Consider the following 14,760-nt stretch of genomic DNA (forward strand, 5'->3'; position numbering starts at 1 on the left):
TATGAAACAGGACAGATTTGAACCTAGCATCGAGGCCCATTCTGAACTCAGGCTGAACCAGCCGCGCGGAGAAGCAGGGCGATTTGCCAGTATGTACCAGGAGAAGCGGGGCGATGCGATCGCACTTCGCCTCCCCGTCAGCCTAGACCAAGCCCTGCGTCAAGCCGTCGGCTGGCAGTCCAAAGCCGACAACGCCACACTCAAAGCCTGGATCGAAGACGCGATTGCTGCGAAGCTGAAGGAAGAGGGTGAAGGGTAGAAGGCAGAAGGTAAGACATTGCTCTGGTCTGCACAGTAGACGTGTCTCGAACAATAGGACAGCTATAGAAAAGAAAAGACTTTTTGACTAGACCCGCTTCCCTATCTTCCCCACCTCTACGCGTCCCCGTGTCCCCGTCTCCCTGCTTTCTCCTCCCTGCCCCTATCTCCCCCGCCTCCATGTCCCTATTCCACTCCGCCTACACCTACACCCTGGAAAACTTAGATCGCTTCACAACGGCCTTTCAGCAGCACCTGGGGCTGGTCTTTTTGCCCTTAGCAGTGGGGCTGCTGGTAGGGCTACCGTTGGGGCTTTGGAGTGCGCGCTCTCAAGTTGTCTCGGCGGTCATGATCAACAGCTTTAATGCCTTACGGGTGATCCCCAGTCTGGCGGTGCTGTTTTTGGCAATTCCCTATTTTGGCTTGAGCTTTTGGTCAGCTGTACTGGCCCTGACCCTGCTGGTGATGCCGCCTATCTTGATCAGTACGGATGTGGCTTTTCGCACCATCGACCCGGCCATTCGAGAAGCGGCTACAGGCATGGGCATGCCGCCGGCCGACATTCTGCGCCGGGTAGAGATTCCTCTAGCGCTGCCAGTTGTGATTGCTGGCATCAAGACAGCTGCTGTTGAAGTAATTGCCAGTGCGACGCTGGCCGCTTTTGTTGGGGCAGGCGGATTAGGAACTTTTGTAGTCTTGGGCTTTGCTGTCTACGATCCGGCCATTCTGCTGATTGGTGCTGTGCCGGTAGCGCTGCTGGCCCTAATCGCCGAGGTCAGTTTAAGTGCCCTACAAAGAGCTGTTCAACCCCCCACCGCCTAGCTGCTCACGTTGCCGCTTAGGCGAGCGACAGAGAGAAGTCAGATCCCTCTTCTGCGTCCCCGCGTTCCCCTCTTCTCTGCGTCTGCCCCCATAGCTCTTTAAGGCGACAGATACGTATACCGACTCATGCTGTGCTCATAGTGCTGCAGCAGGAGCTGAGACTCTTGCAGGGTGATTCTGCGGTCTTGGAGCGCCTGCTCAGTGCGGCGACGGATATTTTCGATCAGATCCTCGGAGTCGTACTGGACGTAGCTCAGCACTTCCTTCATCGTGTCGCCCTTGACGACATGCTCGATCTGGTAGCCCTTGGGCGTTAGGTGGATGTGAACGGTGTTGGTGTCGCCAAACAGGTTGTGCAGACTGCCCATGATTTCCTGATAGGCCCCGCCTAAAAACAGGCCTAAATAGTAGGGCTCTGCAGGCTTGAGCGAATGCAGCTCCATCACATGCTTAACGTCGCGCAGGTCAATGAACTGGTCAATTTTGCCGTCGCTGTCACAGGTCAGGTCGGCCAGGGTGCCGCGACAGGTGGGTTCTTCATTGAGGCGGTGAATGGGCATGATCGGAAACAGCTGATCAATGGCCCAGGTATCGGGCACCGACTGGAAGACGGACATATTGATGTAGTAGATCGAAGCCATCATTCTGTCTAGGTCTTCTAGGTCATCGGGCACATACTCCTCGTTGCGCACAATGTCCTGAATCTTGCGGCAGCAGGCCCAAAATAGGCGCTCTATCTTAGCCCGGTCGGTTAGCCTGAGATAGCCGAAGTTAAATAAACTAATCGCCTCGTCCTTAAACTGGATGGCGTCGTTGTAAGCTTCCTGGTAGTTGTTCAGGTGAATACCCTGGTAGGTTTCATACAGCTCCTGAACGATGGCGTGCTCTTCTTCGCTTGGCGGCTCAATCGTGTTTTCGGTAGGGACGCTGCTAGTGCCTAGAACATCAAAGACAAGAACGGACTGATGAGATGCGATCGCACGTCCACTCTCACTAATCAGCGTGGGTACGGGCAGCTCGCGGGCTTTACAGGCTTCCTTGACCTCAGCCACTACGTCGTTCGCGTAGTTTTGGGTGCTGTAGTTTTTAGAAGCATAGAAGTTGGTCTTAGAGCCGTCGTAGTCCACCCCCAGTCCGCCGCCCACGTCCAGGTACTGCATATTGGCCCCCAGCGAAGCCAGCTCCACATAGACCTGACAGGCTTCCCTCAGTGCGTCTTTGACCACGCTAATGGCAGAAATTTGAGAGCCGATATGAAAATGCAGCAGCTGCAGACAGTCCAGCATGTCCGCCTGCTTCAGCCGCTCCACCACATTGAGAATTTCTAGAATCGTGAGCCCAAACTTAGCCCGATCTCCGGCAGATCCGCCCCAGCGGCCGACGCCTTTGTTGCTGAGTTTGGCCCGCACGCCCAGGATAGGTCGAATGCCCAGATGGCGACTGGCCTCAATCGCCAGTTCTACCTCTTCCACCTGCTCCAGTACGATAATCGGCAGCTGCCCAATCCGCTGACCCAACATCGCAGTTTCGACGTATTCCCGATCCTTGTAGCCATTGCAGACCAGCAGAGAACCGGGTGTGTTGAGGGTCGCCAGCGCAATCAACAGCTCCGCTTTAGACCCGGCTTCTAGCCCAAACTGGTGGGGCTTACCGAAGCGCACTAAGTCTTCAACTAAGTGCCGCTGCTGATTGCATTTGACCGGAAATACGCCCCGATAAACGCCATCGTAGTTGTAGCGAGCGATGGCTTTGGAAAAGCACGCATTCAGTCGCTCGATCCGGTCTTCCAAAATATCCGAGAACCGGATTAAGATCGGCAGGCTGAGGTTGCGTTGCTTGAGCGATTCAACTAGCTCAAACAGATCGAGCGAACCGCCCCGATCGGCTTGAGGCGACACTGTGATATGACCCGCCGCGTTGATTGAAAAGTAAGGGTCGCCCCATCCTTGAATGCGGTACAGCTCTTCGCTATTTTCAATCGTCCACTTCTGCTGCTTGGGCGCAGGGAGAGCAGGCGTTTCTAAGGAGTCTAGGGCTACTTTTTTAGAACGCTGTTCCCGTCTCAGCCGTTGTTCAGTTGCGTCCATAGTACCCATGTTCTCCCACTGTCAAGGTTCATGACTAGAGCCAGCAGATCGAATAGAACTGCTGCTATAGTGCGCTCAAATTGTAACAAAAGACAGAAGACAGCTGACCCATGACAGGCCCATCTAAATGTTGATTTCTATCGACCTACTTGGAAGAGGTTGAGGTGTTTTCATCTGTGGTTTCGTGGCCTAAAGGGGGACGGTAAAACGCCTTCAACGTGTCTAGAAAAGCGAAAACGGCAGGTGGCTGTAGGGCATCAGCCAACACAATCGCGCCGATGATACGCGCTAGAGGATTAGGCAGGCTAGCAATCTGGACGCCTTCAGGAATAGGTTCGGCAGCCAGGCGGGCCATGATGGAAGCGCCTAGCCCACTTCTCACCATCCCCAGAATAGTGGAGTCTTCCTTAACCATATAGGCAGGCTGCAGGTGCTGTCCGTGGCGGGCTAGGTGACGCTCAATATACTCGCGATCGCCATCGTAGTTGGGGCCTAAAATTAGGGGGTGGGCGGCCAGTTCCTCCCAGGTGAAGGGGTGGGGCGGTGGCTGTTGGGAGGGCGGCAGTAGAATAATGTAGCGATCGTGCAGTACTTCCCAAGCCTCAAACTCAGGGCTGGTGGGCAGGTAGGTAAAGCCAATGTCGGCCCGGCCCTGGCGCAGGTCGTCTTCGGCCTGGTTGTAGTGCTGGTACTCGTCAATGGCGACGCTGATGCCAGGGTATTTCTGGCGAAAGTGCTGGATCACTTCTGGCAGAATGTGGGTGGCGACGCTGCGAAAGGCGGCAATTCGAACCTGGCCGCTTGTGAGCCCCTTAGAGAGATGGGCTTTGCGACCAATGTTGTCTAGGGATTGCATAATCTGACGGGCATCTTCCGTGATCTGCTCGCCAATTGGTGTGAGGACCGCGCCCTGTCGTCCCCGGCTGAGAAGAATTACGCCTAGCTCTTCTTCTAGGGTTGCGATCGCATGGCTCACCGCCGACTGCGACAGGTCCATTTGTAGCGCGGCATCGCTAAAAGAGCCGGTGTCAGCAATTGCTACCAGCGCCCGCAGCTGCGACAGCTTCATTCGATGCGGATATCCCTCACCCATGTAGACTTCTCCTGAACCTCACCTAAGCAGGGAAGTGGGGAACTGTTTTGCCAGCCCTAATTTATGCCCATGCTGCATATTAGCCTGACCCCTCAAGCTCAGAAGGCTAACCCCCCTAATTTCCTTGGCCTTGAGCTTTGCTCGTCAGGAAGGCTGAAGTGACTAGCTAGTAAGGAATCCAGAAAAGTCTATGGCAGCTTCGAGGAATTCCTATCGCTGACTTTAGCCAATGCCTTGGCTAGGGTTCCGCCTTAGGCAATAGTGTGAGGAGAGGTTTCAGCGAGAAGCGCCATGACAGGCCAGCCGAAAATTATCGTTCTAGATGATGATCCGACCGGGTCTCAAACCGTTCATAGCTGCTTGCTGCTGCTGCAGTGGGATGTGGATACTCTGCGGCTGGGTCTACAAGACAGTTCGCCGATCTTCTTTGTTCTCACCAATACGCGCGCCCGCACGCCAGAAGAGGCGGATCAGGTCACGCGAGAAGTGTGCCACAACCTCAAAATTGCCCTGGAGCTAGAAAAGATTCAAGAATTCCTGGTGGTCAGCCGCTCCGACTCAACTTTGCGGGGGCACTATCCGGTAGAGACGGATGCGATCGCAGCCGAACTAGGCCCCTTCGATGCCCACTTTCTAATTCCTGCCTTTTTCGAAGGCGGCCGCATCACCCGAGATAGCACTCACTATCTAATTGTCAACGGCGTACCTACGCCAGTTCACGAAACCGAATTTGCCAAAGATTCCGTCTTTGGCTACAGCTACAGCTACCTGCCCGACTACGCTGAGGAAAAGACCCAGGGCCGCATCAAAGCCGATGAAGTGCAGCGGTTTTTGCTGGCCGACATCCGAGCGGGCTCTCTCGATCGCCTGATGCAGCTCCAGAGCAACGTTTGCTGCGCGGTTGATGGCGAAACCCAAACCGACTTGAATCAGTTTGCTCAAGATGTCCTGACCGCTGCTGCTCAGGGCAAGCGCTTCCTGTTTCGCAGCGCTGCTAGCATCCTCACTGCCCTAGCTGCCCTGCCAACCCAGCCAGTCGATGCCGACCATATGCGAACCTATGTGCGAGCAGGCCAACCCGGAGCAGTTATCATTGGCTCTCACGTCAAGAAGACCACCCAGCAACTCACTGAACTGCTTCAGGAACCCGGCATCGTTGGCCTTGAGGTAGCCATAGAAAAACTCCGCCAGGGCGACGCAGATACCCAACAGGCCCTGCTGCAAAGCGTGCTTGAGCAAGTTCATGCCATTCATGCTGAGGGCAAAACACCTGCCATCTACACCAGCCGAGAAGAGTTAGCCTTTGATTCCATCCAAGCACGGCTAGACTTTGGCGTGCAGGTATCAGCCCTGCTCATGAACATTGTGCAAGGACTGCCAGAGGCCATCGGCTTTCTCATCAGCAAGGGCGGCATTACCTCCAACGACACCCTCAGCACCGGACTAACCCTAAGAACCGCCCGCCTGCTGGGTCAAATTCTGCCCGGCGTTTCCATCGTCAGAACCCCAGAGAGCCATCCCCAGTTTCCTAACCTGCCCGTCGTGCTATTCCCTGGCAACGTCGGCGATGAGCACGCTTTGGCAACGGTCTATCGACGCTTGGCAGAGGTGGGGTAGGACAACGTGGGGAGAGAGAATAAGACGATGCGGGGAGGGGGAGCGGGGAAGAAGAGTGGGGGAGATAGGGAAGGTGAGGGAGCCAGAGCTAAGAGTTTTTTCACATCTCTGTAGCCATTCATCTACCCATCTCCCAATCTCCCCAATCTCCCCAATCTCCCCAATCTCCCCAATCTCCCTCACCTTCCCCATCCTCTCCGCGTCCCCGCGTCCCCCTTCCCCGTGTCTAGTTTGAGGCTCCGGCCCTGTCTACTCGCAGATCCTCAATCAGCTTCGCCAAATGATCGCTGCTGGCCTGGTAGACCTCGTTGCAGAAGTGGCAGGTGGCTTCTGCGCCGTCATCTTTCTCGATCATGTCCTGCAGTTCGGCTTCGCCCAGCAGCTTCAGTGCTCCTAGCATGCGGTCAAAGGTGCAGGGACAGTGGAACCGGACTAGCTGGGTTTCTGACAGGATTTCCAGACCCATGTCGCCAACGAGGTCTTCGAAGATTTGGGGTAGGGTCTTGTTGGCTTTGAGAAGGGGAGTGAAGCCGCTCAGCGCAGCAATGCGGGACTCTAGAGTGGCAACCATCTCTTCATCCTCAGCGGCCCTAGGGAGAATCTGGAGCAACAGCCCGCCCGACGCTTCTACCCCATTGGCTCCCACAAAAACCCCTAGGATCAGCGCTGAGGGGGTTTGCTCAGAGTTCACCAAATACTGCGTGAGATCGTCGCCGATTTCGCCCGATACTAGCTCCACCGTGCTGGAGTAGGGATAGCCATAGCCAATATCCCGCACCACATAAACATAGCCTTGACGGCCAACGGCACCGCCCACATCGAGTTTGCCGATGGCATTGGGGGGTAGCTCGACCGTTGGGTTGTCTACATAGCCCCGCACTGTGCCATCTACCCCAGCGTCAACCAAAATGCCGCCTAGGGGACCGTCGCCACGGACACGGATGTTGACCCGGGCTTGCGATCGCTTCATGCTAGAAGCCAGCAACAGCCCTGCTGACATCGTGCGCCCTAACGCAGCCGTTGCTACGTAGGAGAGTCCGTGGCGCTGCCGAGCTGTCTCAACTGCTCGGTTGGTGATGACGCCTACAACCCGGATGCCGCCCTCTGCGGCTGTTGCTCGGATGAGTTGATCTGCCATGCCAGCGCCCTAAAAATTCTTAATACTTTACCTACTGCCATTGTAGAAGGTGGAATGGCCTGTCAGGCTGATTCCTACTGACCGATCCCCATCGGCTGATCCCTTTGGCATACTGGAAAATGGTCTGTCAACGGTCACCGATGCCATGTTAGGCACTTTTCAGCACAGCAGCCTACGAATCGAAGTGGATGCCGCCGCATCTGACATCCGAGAAAGCCTGATTGCTCCTAGTCAGTTCAAGTGCTGGCTGTGGCCCCAACGGTTTACAGAAGGCTTGCCCGATGCCCTAACTTTGGGGCAAATCTTTAAGAGCTCTGTGGGACCGATCGAGATTCAACACGAAGTCAAGGCCATCAGCGATACCCACCTGCATCTGCTGATGTCGGGCGGGGTAGATGGATTTCATGAGTGGCACTGGGGCGATGGCTGGGTTCAGACACGCTTAGAGGGCGTTTCTGTGTTGCCTCTAAACCTGGCTCAAAGCCTTAATCTGTGGCGCTTGAAGCAATTTTTGAGCCAGCCTAAGGAGGGCTAAATCGGAGGCGATGACTGGGGGCCGGGGGCTAGCCCTAGCAAGCATGGCCCCTTAAGAACCGTCGCCCTGCAGCCTAGACTTAATCACCATGACCGAACAGTGGGCATCTTCTAGCACCTGGCTGCTGACAGATCCTTGCAAAATGCGGTTTAGCCCTGTCAGGCCCCGATTGCCCAGAATAATCAGATCGGCTTCGTAGATGTTTGCCAAACGAACGATCTCTTCAGCCGGATCCCCTAACGCTACTTCAATGTAAGTTGTGGCTGCAGGCAAGTCAGCTTGATGGGAGCGCAGCTCTTCTTCGATTTGCTGCTGGGTAATCTCTGCTGGAGCTGAACCGGGCAGCGTGACGTCCCGACTAGGTACGTCCTCCAGAGGCAACATGACGTGAGACAAAATCAGCGTTGCTTCTGGGTGCCACCGGATCTGGTTAATGGCCTCCACAAGATCATCTGCCAGCTTGGGTTCATCCAGCGCTACCAAAATCGTCTTAAACACAAGTTTCTCAGAAAGGTCAGGGAGTCGATCAGGTACCGGTAGATGCAGCTTGTAGCGTTCTGCCAACGCCTATCCTTGCTGGTGAGTGGGAGCTTTGGAGATCAGATTGCTAACGGCCCGCACTCGGGTTACGTGGATACTGCCCAGTGGTGCATTATCCCTCAGAGTCGGGATCTTGTAGGGGGGAACGGTTGGACGCCCCTGGATTGTTTTGGATGCGCAGCCGCACCGACTCGCCGTGGGAAGGTAACCCTTCGGCTCGAGTGAGAGCTGCGATCGCATCCGACACCTTCTGCAGCGCTGTCTGCGAGTACTGAATCAGGCTAGAGTGCTTCATAAAGGTCTCTGTGCCCAAGGCTGAAGCATAGCGGGCTGCACCGGAGGTTGGCAGGGTGTGGTTCGGGCCTGCGAGGTAGTCTCCTACCGCTTCGGGCGTAGCATGGCCCAAGAAGATAGCGCCAGCGTGGCGAATGTGCTCTAGGAGATCCCAAGGCTCAGCCACCTCTAGCTCGAGGTGTTCGGGGGCAAACTCGTTAGAGAGCAGTGCCGCTGTCTCCAGTGAATCTACGACAACGGCTACGCTGTAGTTGGCAATGGCTTTTTCTGTCAGGGTTTGACGCGGGTGCCCCTCAAGTTGACGGCCCACTTCCTTTGCCACTTTTTCAGCTAGGGCAGCATCGGGCGTAATTAAAATAGCAGCCGCTATCGGATCGTGCTCGGCCTGGGCTAGCATGTCTGCTGCTACGTGGGTTGGGTTAGCGCTGCTGTCAGCGATAATGAGTACCTCTGACGGCCCTGCCAGGGAGTCAATTCCCACTGTGCCAAACACAAGCTTTTTCGCCAGCGTGACGTAAATGTTGCCAGGTCCAGTGATCACATCTACTTTGGGCACAGTTTCAGTGCCGTAGGCCAAAGCTGCAACTGCTTGCGCCCCACCCACCCGATAAATTTCTGAGATCCCCGCTTCCTGGGCCGCTACTAATACAGCAGGATTCAAGGTCAAGCTGTCTCCTGGGGGTGTCACCATGACGATGCGCTGCACGCCAGCAACTCTAGCCGGAATGGCGTTCATCAAAACGGTACTAGGATAAGCTGCTCGGCCTCCCGGGATGTAAATGCCGGCTCGATCGACTGGCGTATACCGCTTGCCTAGAACTACCCCATCTTCCTCAAACTGCACCCAACTCTTAGGCATCCGCTGCCGATGAAAGGCCTCAATGTTTCGGCAGGCCACGCGAACAGCATCTATGAACTCTTTGGAAACCTGCTGATAGGCAGCATCCAGCTCTGGCCCTCGAATCCGCAGCTGCTCTGGAGTCAAGGTGAGCTGATCGAAATCAGCAGTGTACCGAATCAGCGCCTGATCTCCCTGCCGCTTCACCGTTTGAAGGACTTCGCGGACGGTCGCCTCCTTGTGAACAACCTGATCGTCATGGGTGCGAGCACAGATGCGCTGCAGCTCCGTTCTGGCCTCGGTTGGCTGATGTATGATGCGCAGCATTAGGTCGTGTTTCGTTGAGGTAAACCAGTTCTGAAGACAGTTCTGAAGATTCACCCGTTCGTCAAGCAGTCCAACAAGCAGACAGACTGCCCCGGAGGCTGGGTCTTACCATCCTAGTCGATCTCTAGCTTAACGTGGATCTCAGGGTAGGACATCAATTCGCTGGATTAAGTGCTATGATACTTTATCCGGTCAATATTCCAAGCAAGCTAGGGCGAACTGTGGCAAATATCAAGTCTGCACAAAAGCGTATTCAAACTTCTGAACGCAACCGACTCCGCAATAAGTCTTACAAGTCTGCTGTTAAGACGATGATCAAAAACTACCTGGCAGCGGTAGACGAATATGCAGCCAATCCCTCTCCGGAAGCGATGGCTACTGTTCAAACTCGCATGTCTGCTGCCTTTAGCAAGATTGACAAGGCCGTAAAGCGGGGCGTTATTCATCCCAATGCGGGGGCTCGCCGCAAATCCCATCTGGCTCGCACCCTAAAGCAGCACGAGACTCCGGTGGCTTCCTAAGGGTGTGCAGCCCACTACAGCTAGCCGTTGACTCATTGCTTGGGGATTCATGCAACTCGTTGACACCCACGTTCACATAAACTTTGAAACCTTTTCATCTGATTTGAACGAGGTGGCTCAAGCTTGGCGAAAAGCAGGTGTGGCTCACTTGGTCCATTCCTGCGTTGAGCCAGACGAATTTCCGGCCATTCGGGCAATTGCCGATCGCTTTCCTGAAGTGTCTTTTGCAGTGGGGCTTCACCCACTTGATATGGATAAGTGGTCAGCCGAGCTGCCTAAACGGATTGCCAGTCTGGCTCAGTCTGATCCCCGAGTAGTCGCCATCGGAGAGATAGGGCTGGACTTTTATAAGTCCAGCGATCAAGAAACTCAAAAAGCAGCTTTTCAGACTCAGCTGGAGATTGCTCGGTTCCTTGGGCTGCCGGTAATTATCCACTGTCGAGATGCTGCCGTTCCGATGGCCGAATTGCTAGGATTGTTTTGGCAGCAGCAAGGTCCGGTGAAGGGCGTAATGCACTGCTGGTCTGGAACACCAGAAGAAACTCAGCTGTTTCTAGATCTGGGTTTCTACATCAGCTTTAGCGGTATTGTGACCTTTAAAAATGCTCATCAGGTAAAAGCTGCCGCTGCAATGGTGCCGTGCGATCGCATTTTGGTAGAAACCGATTGTCCTTTTCTCTCGCCTGAGCCCCGCCGTAAAGAGCGACGCAACCAGCCTGCATACGTTCGCCATGTAGCAGAATATCTGGCCCAGCTTCGGGGTGTTGATCTGGAAAAATTTGCTGCCCAGACAACGGCGAATGCAGTTCGGCTGTTTAATCTACCGCTAGAACAGTCCACTTCCGCTTTGGGAGGATCCTCTGATTTACAAGAGCTTGCCGCCTGCCCTCCTCAATAGTCAAGTTTTATTAAAAAGCTTGACTATTTCGGTAAAATGCGTTCGTTTATAGTGAGCATGCTTTACAGGGCGATCAGCAGCAGACAAGCCACACGGACCTGGTTCGTGGGGTGTTTTGTTGCTGGCAGGGGAATCAAGGTGCTGTTTCGGTTTGTCGTTTGAGATAGCTGCTGAGCTAGCTGACAAGGTAGACGAGATTATTGCTGCTGTGGTTTCTAGCCAGACTGCCCAACTCTCTACAGGCCCCTAACTCTCTACAGGCGTTAAACACCTTTTATTCCATCTGCTTTTCACGCCTAGCCCTTTCGTTAGCCCACCCTCTAAAATTTTCCTTTCTTAGGTGTTTCTAAGTGTTTCTAAACTAAGCAACCCGTGACCTAGACATTTTTATTTAACCGACAGCTTATTCAATCGCTATTGACGAGTGCGCCCCCGCACTTTCCTCGTTCAACTTCTGTACCCAGAGCCTGGCTCGCTTGAGGAGACGCATGACTGACCAGAACTACACCACCCCAAACTTTGTCCTACCAGACCTTGTTGAAATCCAACGCTCCAGTTTTCGCTGGTTTCTGGAAGAGGGCTTGATTGAGGAACTGGAAAGTTTTTCCCCAATCACAGACTACACCGGCAAGCTAGAACTGCATTTCCTCGGCAAAGATTACAAGCTCAAGAGTCCCAAGTACGATGTGGACGAAGCCAAGCGTCGGGACGCTACTTATGCAGTTCAAATGTATGTCCCGACCCGCCTGATCAACAAAGAAACTGGGGAAATCAAGGACCAGGAAGTTTTCATTGGCGATCTGCCGCTAATGACCGATCGGGGTACCTTTATTATCAACGGTGCTGAGCGGGTGATTGTCAACCAAATCGTCCGTAGCCCCGGCGTTTATTACAAAGCAGAAATCGACAAAAACGGTCGCCGCACCTACAACGCCAACCTGATCCCTAACCGAGGAGCCTGGTTGAAGTTTGAGACAGACAAAAACGATCTGGTTTGGGTGCGGATCGATAAGACCCGCAAGCTCTCTGCTCAAGTCCTTCTGAAAGCCTTAGGTCTCACAGACGGCGAGATCTTTGATGCTCTGCGAAACCCAGAGTATTTTCAGAAGACCATTGAAAAAGAAGGGCAGTTCAGTGAAGAAGAAGCCCTGCTTGAGCTGTACCGCAAGCTGCGCCCCGGTGAGCCTCCCACCGTTGCAGGCGGAGAACAGCTGCTGCATTCTCGCTTCTCCGATCCCAAGCGCTATGACCTAGGTCGAGTGGGTCGTTATAAGCTCAACCGCAAGCTGCGCCTGAACGTCCCTGAATCCACTCGCGTTCTGACTCCTCAAGACATCCTGGCCGCAATCGATTACCTGATCAACCTAGAATTCGATGTCGGCAATATCGATGACATTGACCACTTGGGCAACCGTCGAGTTCGGTCTGTAGGCGAGCTGCTGCAAAACCAGGTGCGAGTCGGTCTTAACCGCTTAGAGCGGATAATCCGCGAGCGCATGACTGTTTCTGACGCCGATTCGCTAACGCCTGCTTCTCTGGTTAACCCCAAACCTCTGGTTGCCGCCATTAAAGAGTTTTTCGGCTCTAGCCAGCTCTCCCAGTTCATGGACCAAACCAACCCGTTGGCCGAGCTAACTCACAAGCGCCGTTTGAGCGCCCTCGGTCCTGGAGGTCTAACCCGTGAGCGGGCAGGCTTTGCTGTGCGAGACATTCACCCCTCCCACTACGGCCGGATTTGCCCCATCGAAACACCAGAAGGTCCGAATGCGGGTCTAATCGGTTCCCTAGCTACTCACGCTCGCGTCAATGAGTTTGGCTTTATCGAAACGCCCTTCTATAAGGTTGAAGGGGGACGAGTGCGCAAAGACCTCCTTCCCGCTAATATGACCGCCGATGAGGAGGACGATCTGCGGGTTGCACCTGGCGATATCGCTACTGATGAGAATGGCTACATCATTGGCGATACGGTGCCGGTTCGCTACCGCCAGGACTTTACGACTACGACCTCCGATGAGGTGGACTATGTCGCGGTTTCGCCGGTACAGATTATTTCGGTAGCCACCTCACTGATTCCTTTCCTAGAGCACGACGATGCTAACCGGGCTCTCATGGGCTCTAACATGCAGCGTCAGGCAGTACCGCTGCTGCGTCCGGAGCGGCCCCTAGTTGGTACAGGATTAGAGGCTCAGGCTGCCCGTGACTCGGGCATGGTGATTATCAGCCGTACGGATGGTGAAGTGATCTTCCTAGATGCCAACTACATTCGGGTGCGGAGTTCCGAAGGCCGGGTGCATGAGTACGAACTGCAAAAGTACCAGCGCTCCAACCAGGACACCTGCTTAAACCAGCGTCCTCTAGTTTTCCCCGGCGAACAGGTGAAGGCGGGCCAGGTACTAGCTGACGGCTCGGCTACTGAAGGCGGAGAATTGGCGCTGGGTCAGAACGTAACCATCTCCTACATGCCTTGGGAAGGCTACAACTACGAGGACGCCATCTTAATCAGTGAGCGGCTGGTGTATGAAGACGTCTACACCTCCATTCACATTGAGAAGTACGAAATCGAAGCTCGGCAGACCAAGCTAGGCCCTGAGGAGATCACTCGGGAAATTCCCAACGTTGGTGAAGACGCGCTGCGTCAGCTAGACGAAACCGGCATCATCCGGATTGGGGCTTGGGTTGATGCTAGCGACATCCTGGTGGGTAAAGTGACGCCTAAAGGAGAGTCGGACCAGCCGCCTGAAGAAAAGCTGCTGCGGGCCATCTTCGGTGAAAAAGCCAGGGACGTGCGGGATAACTCTCTGCGGGTTCCCAACGGTGAGAAAGGGCGCGTAGTTGATGTTCGGGTCTTCACGCGAGAGCAGGGCGACGAACTGCCTCCAGGGGCCAATATGGTCGTTCGGGTCTATGTAGCTCAGAAACGGAAGATTCAGGTCGGTGACAAGATGGCTGGTCGCCACGGCAATAAGGGCATCATTTCCCGGATTTTGCCGATTGAGGACATGCCCTACCTGCCTGATGGCTCCACCGTCGACATCGTACTCAATCCGCTGGGCGTGCCTTCGCGGATGAACGTGGGCCAGGTGTTTGAATGTCTACTCGGTTGGGCTGCTGAAAATCTAGATGTTCGCTTTAAGGTCATTCCCTTTGACGAGATGTACGGCCAGGAAGCCTCTCGTAACTCTACCCACGGCAAACTTCAGGAAGCCAGAGACTTAACCGGCAAAGACTGGGTATTTAACCCTGACGAACCCGGCAAAATCCAGGTTTATGACGGTCGTACGGGTGAGCCTTTTGACCGGCCTGTGACTGTGGGTAAAGCCTACATGCTGAAGCTGGTGCACCTGGTAGACGACAAGATTCACGCACGGTCTACTGGTCCCTACTCTCTCGTGACGCAACAGCCTCTAGGCGGTAAGGCGCAGCAGGGCGGCCAGCGATTCGGAGAGATGGAAGTGTGGGCTCTGGAAGCCTTTGGGGCGGCCTACACCCTGCAGGAGTTGCTAACCGTGAAGTCTGACGATATGCAGGGCCGTAACGAGGCGCTCAATGCGATCGTCAAAGGCAAATCAATTCCACGTCCGGGTACGCCTGAGTCCTTTAAGGTGCTCATGCGAGAGCTGCAATCTCTCTGCTTGGATATTGCCGTTCACAAAGTCGAAACTCGCGAAGATGGTACCAGCCGAGATTCAGAGGTTGACCTGATGGTTGATCTAAGCAATCGCCGCACCCCCTCCCGGCCTACCTACGAGTCCATCACCCGAGACGAACTCGAAGAAGTCGAGGATTAATCCT

At 54.6% G+C, this 14,760-nt stretch carries 12 protein-coding genes; 7 read left to right on the plus strand and 5 right to left on the minus strand.

The features are described from left to right. Nucleotide 1 precedes the first annotated feature (1 nt). Complete coding sequence (locus tag H6G13_RS19785; protein ID WP_190486020.1) at nt 2-259, plus strand: hypothetical protein; 258 nt, start codon at nt 2-4, stop codon at nt 257-259. A 179-nt stretch (nt 260-438) separates the two neighbouring features. After that, nucleotides 439-1,080 carry an ABC transporter permease gene (locus H6G13_RS19790; RefSeq protein WP_190486022.1) on the plus strand — a complete coding sequence of 214 codons (642 nt, stop codon included), beginning with the start codon at nt 439-441 and terminating at the stop codon, nt 1,078-1,080. Nucleotides 1,081-1,178: 98 nt separating this feature from the next. Here the strand turns inward: H6G13_RS19790 and speA are convergent, their stop codons facing one another. Together speA and H6G13_RS19800 are read right to left on the minus strand one after the other, a co-directional pair. After that, complete coding sequence (gene speA, locus H6G13_RS19795; RefSeq protein ID WP_190486024.1) at nt 1,179-3,167, minus strand: biosynthetic arginine decarboxylase; 1,989 nt, start codon at nt 3,165-3,167, stop codon at nt 1,179-1,181. A 145-nt stretch (nt 3,168-3,312) separates the two neighbouring features. Then, on the minus strand, nt 3,313-4,260 hold the full coding sequence (locus H6G13_RS19800) for a LysR family transcriptional regulator (RefSeq protein WP_190486026.1): 948 nt from the start codon (nt 4,258-4,260) through the stop codon (nt 3,313-3,315). A gap of 291 nt (nt 4,261-4,551) precedes the next feature. On the opposite strand from H6G13_RS19800, the gene H6G13_RS19805 reads away from it, so the two are divergent. Beyond that, the gene (locus H6G13_RS19805; protein ID WP_190486028.1) at nt 4,552-5,877 is read left to right on the plus strand and encodes a four-carbon acid sugar kinase family protein; all 1,326 of its coding nucleotides are present in this window, start codon (nt 4,552-4,554) and stop codon (nt 5,875-5,877) included. Nucleotides 5,878-6,103: 226 nt separating this feature from the next. On the opposite strand, the gene hslO is transcribed toward H6G13_RS19805, so the two are convergent. Then, nucleotides 6,104-7,015, minus strand: a complete 912-nt coding sequence (gene hslO, locus H6G13_RS19810) for an Hsp33 family molecular chaperone HslO (protein ID WP_190486030.1) — start codon at nt 7,013-7,015, stop codon at nt 6,104-6,106. A 145-nt stretch (nt 7,016-7,160) separates the two neighbouring features. Between hslO and H6G13_RS19815 the strand changes: the two genes are divergently transcribed. Next, complete coding sequence (locus tag H6G13_RS19815; protein WP_190486127.1) at nt 7,161-7,550, plus strand: hypothetical protein; 390 nt, start codon at nt 7,161-7,163, stop codon at nt 7,548-7,550. A 51-nt stretch (nt 7,551-7,601) separates the two neighbouring features. On the opposite strand, the gene H6G13_RS19820 is transcribed toward H6G13_RS19815, so the two are convergent. Both H6G13_RS19820 and hisD read right to left on the minus strand, forming a co-directional pair. After that, nucleotides 7,602-8,048 carry a universal stress protein gene (locus tag H6G13_RS19820; RefSeq protein WP_190486033.1) on the minus strand — a complete coding sequence of 149 codons (447 nt, stop codon included), beginning with the start codon at nt 8,046-8,048 and terminating at the stop codon, nt 7,602-7,604. Nucleotides 8,049-8,202: 154 nt separating this feature from the next. Next, nucleotides 8,203-9,549, minus strand: coding sequence for a histidinol dehydrogenase (hisD, locus tag H6G13_RS19825; RefSeq protein ID WP_190486035.1), 1,347 nt, complete (start codon nt 9,547-9,549; stop codon nt 8,203-8,205). Nucleotides 9,550-9,770: 221 nt separating this feature from the next. Between hisD and rpsT the strand changes: the two genes are divergently transcribed. The 3 genes from rpsT to rpoB all read left to right on the plus strand — a co-directional run bounded on the left by rpsT (nt 9,771) and on the right by rpoB (nt 14,756). Beyond that, a complete protein-coding gene (rpsT, locus tag H6G13_RS19830; protein WP_190486130.1) occupies nt 9,771-10,070 on the plus strand; it encodes a 30S ribosomal protein S20 in 300 nt (99 codons plus the stop codon). 49 nt (nt 10,071-10,119) lie between these two features. Then, entirely contained in the window at nt 10,120-10,968 is an 849-nt protein-coding gene (locus H6G13_RS19835) for a TatD family hydrolase (protein WP_190486037.1), read from the plus strand. A gap of 488 nt (nt 10,969-11,456) precedes the next feature. Beyond that, nucleotides 11,457-14,756, plus strand: a complete 3,300-nt coding sequence (rpoB, locus tag H6G13_RS19840) for a DNA-directed RNA polymerase subunit beta (RefSeq protein WP_190486039.1) — start codon at nt 11,457-11,459, stop codon at nt 14,754-14,756. Nucleotides 14,757-14,760: the final 4 nt, after the last annotated feature.

This window comes from Pseudanabaena sp. FACHB-2040, assembly GCF_014696715.1.
Classification (GTDB): domain Bacteria; phylum Cyanobacteriota; class Cyanobacteriia; order Phormidesmidales; family Phormidesmidaceae; genus JACVSF01.

Coding starts and splice junctions, on each gene's coding strand:
- speA (WP_190486024.1), bottom strand. CDS start 3,167: ATGGACGCAACTGAACAACGGCTGAGACGGGAACAGCGTTCTAAAAAA.
- H6G13_RS19785 (WP_190486020.1), top strand. CDS start 2: ATGAAACAGGACAGATTTGAACCTAGCATCGAGGCCCATTCTGAACTC.
- H6G13_RS19790 (WP_190486022.1), top strand. CDS start 439: ATGTCCCTATTCCACTCCGCCTACACCTACACCCTGGAAAACTTAGAT.
- H6G13_RS19805 (WP_190486028.1), top strand. CDS start 4,552: ATGACAGGCCAGCCGAAAATTATCGTTCTAGATGATGATCCGACCGGG.
- hslO (WP_190486030.1), bottom strand. CDS start 7,015: ATGGCAGATCAACTCATCCGAGCAACAGCCGCAGAGGGCGGCATCCGG.
- H6G13_RS19800 (WP_190486026.1), bottom strand. CDS start 4,260: ATGGGTGAGGGATATCCGCATCGAATGAAGCTGTCGCAGCTGCGGGCG.
- H6G13_RS19835 (WP_190486037.1), top strand. CDS start 10,120: ATGCAACTCGTTGACACCCACGTTCACATAAACTTTGAAACCTTTTCA.
- hisD (WP_190486035.1), bottom strand. CDS start 9,549: ATGCTGCGCATCATACATCAGCCAACCGAGGCCAGAACGGAGCTGCAG.
- rpoB (WP_190486039.1), top strand. CDS start 11,457: ATGACTGACCAGAACTACACCACCCCAAACTTTGTCCTACCAGACCTT.
- H6G13_RS19815 (WP_190486127.1), top strand. CDS start 7,161: ATGTTAGGCACTTTTCAGCACAGCAGCCTACGAATCGAAGTGGATGCC.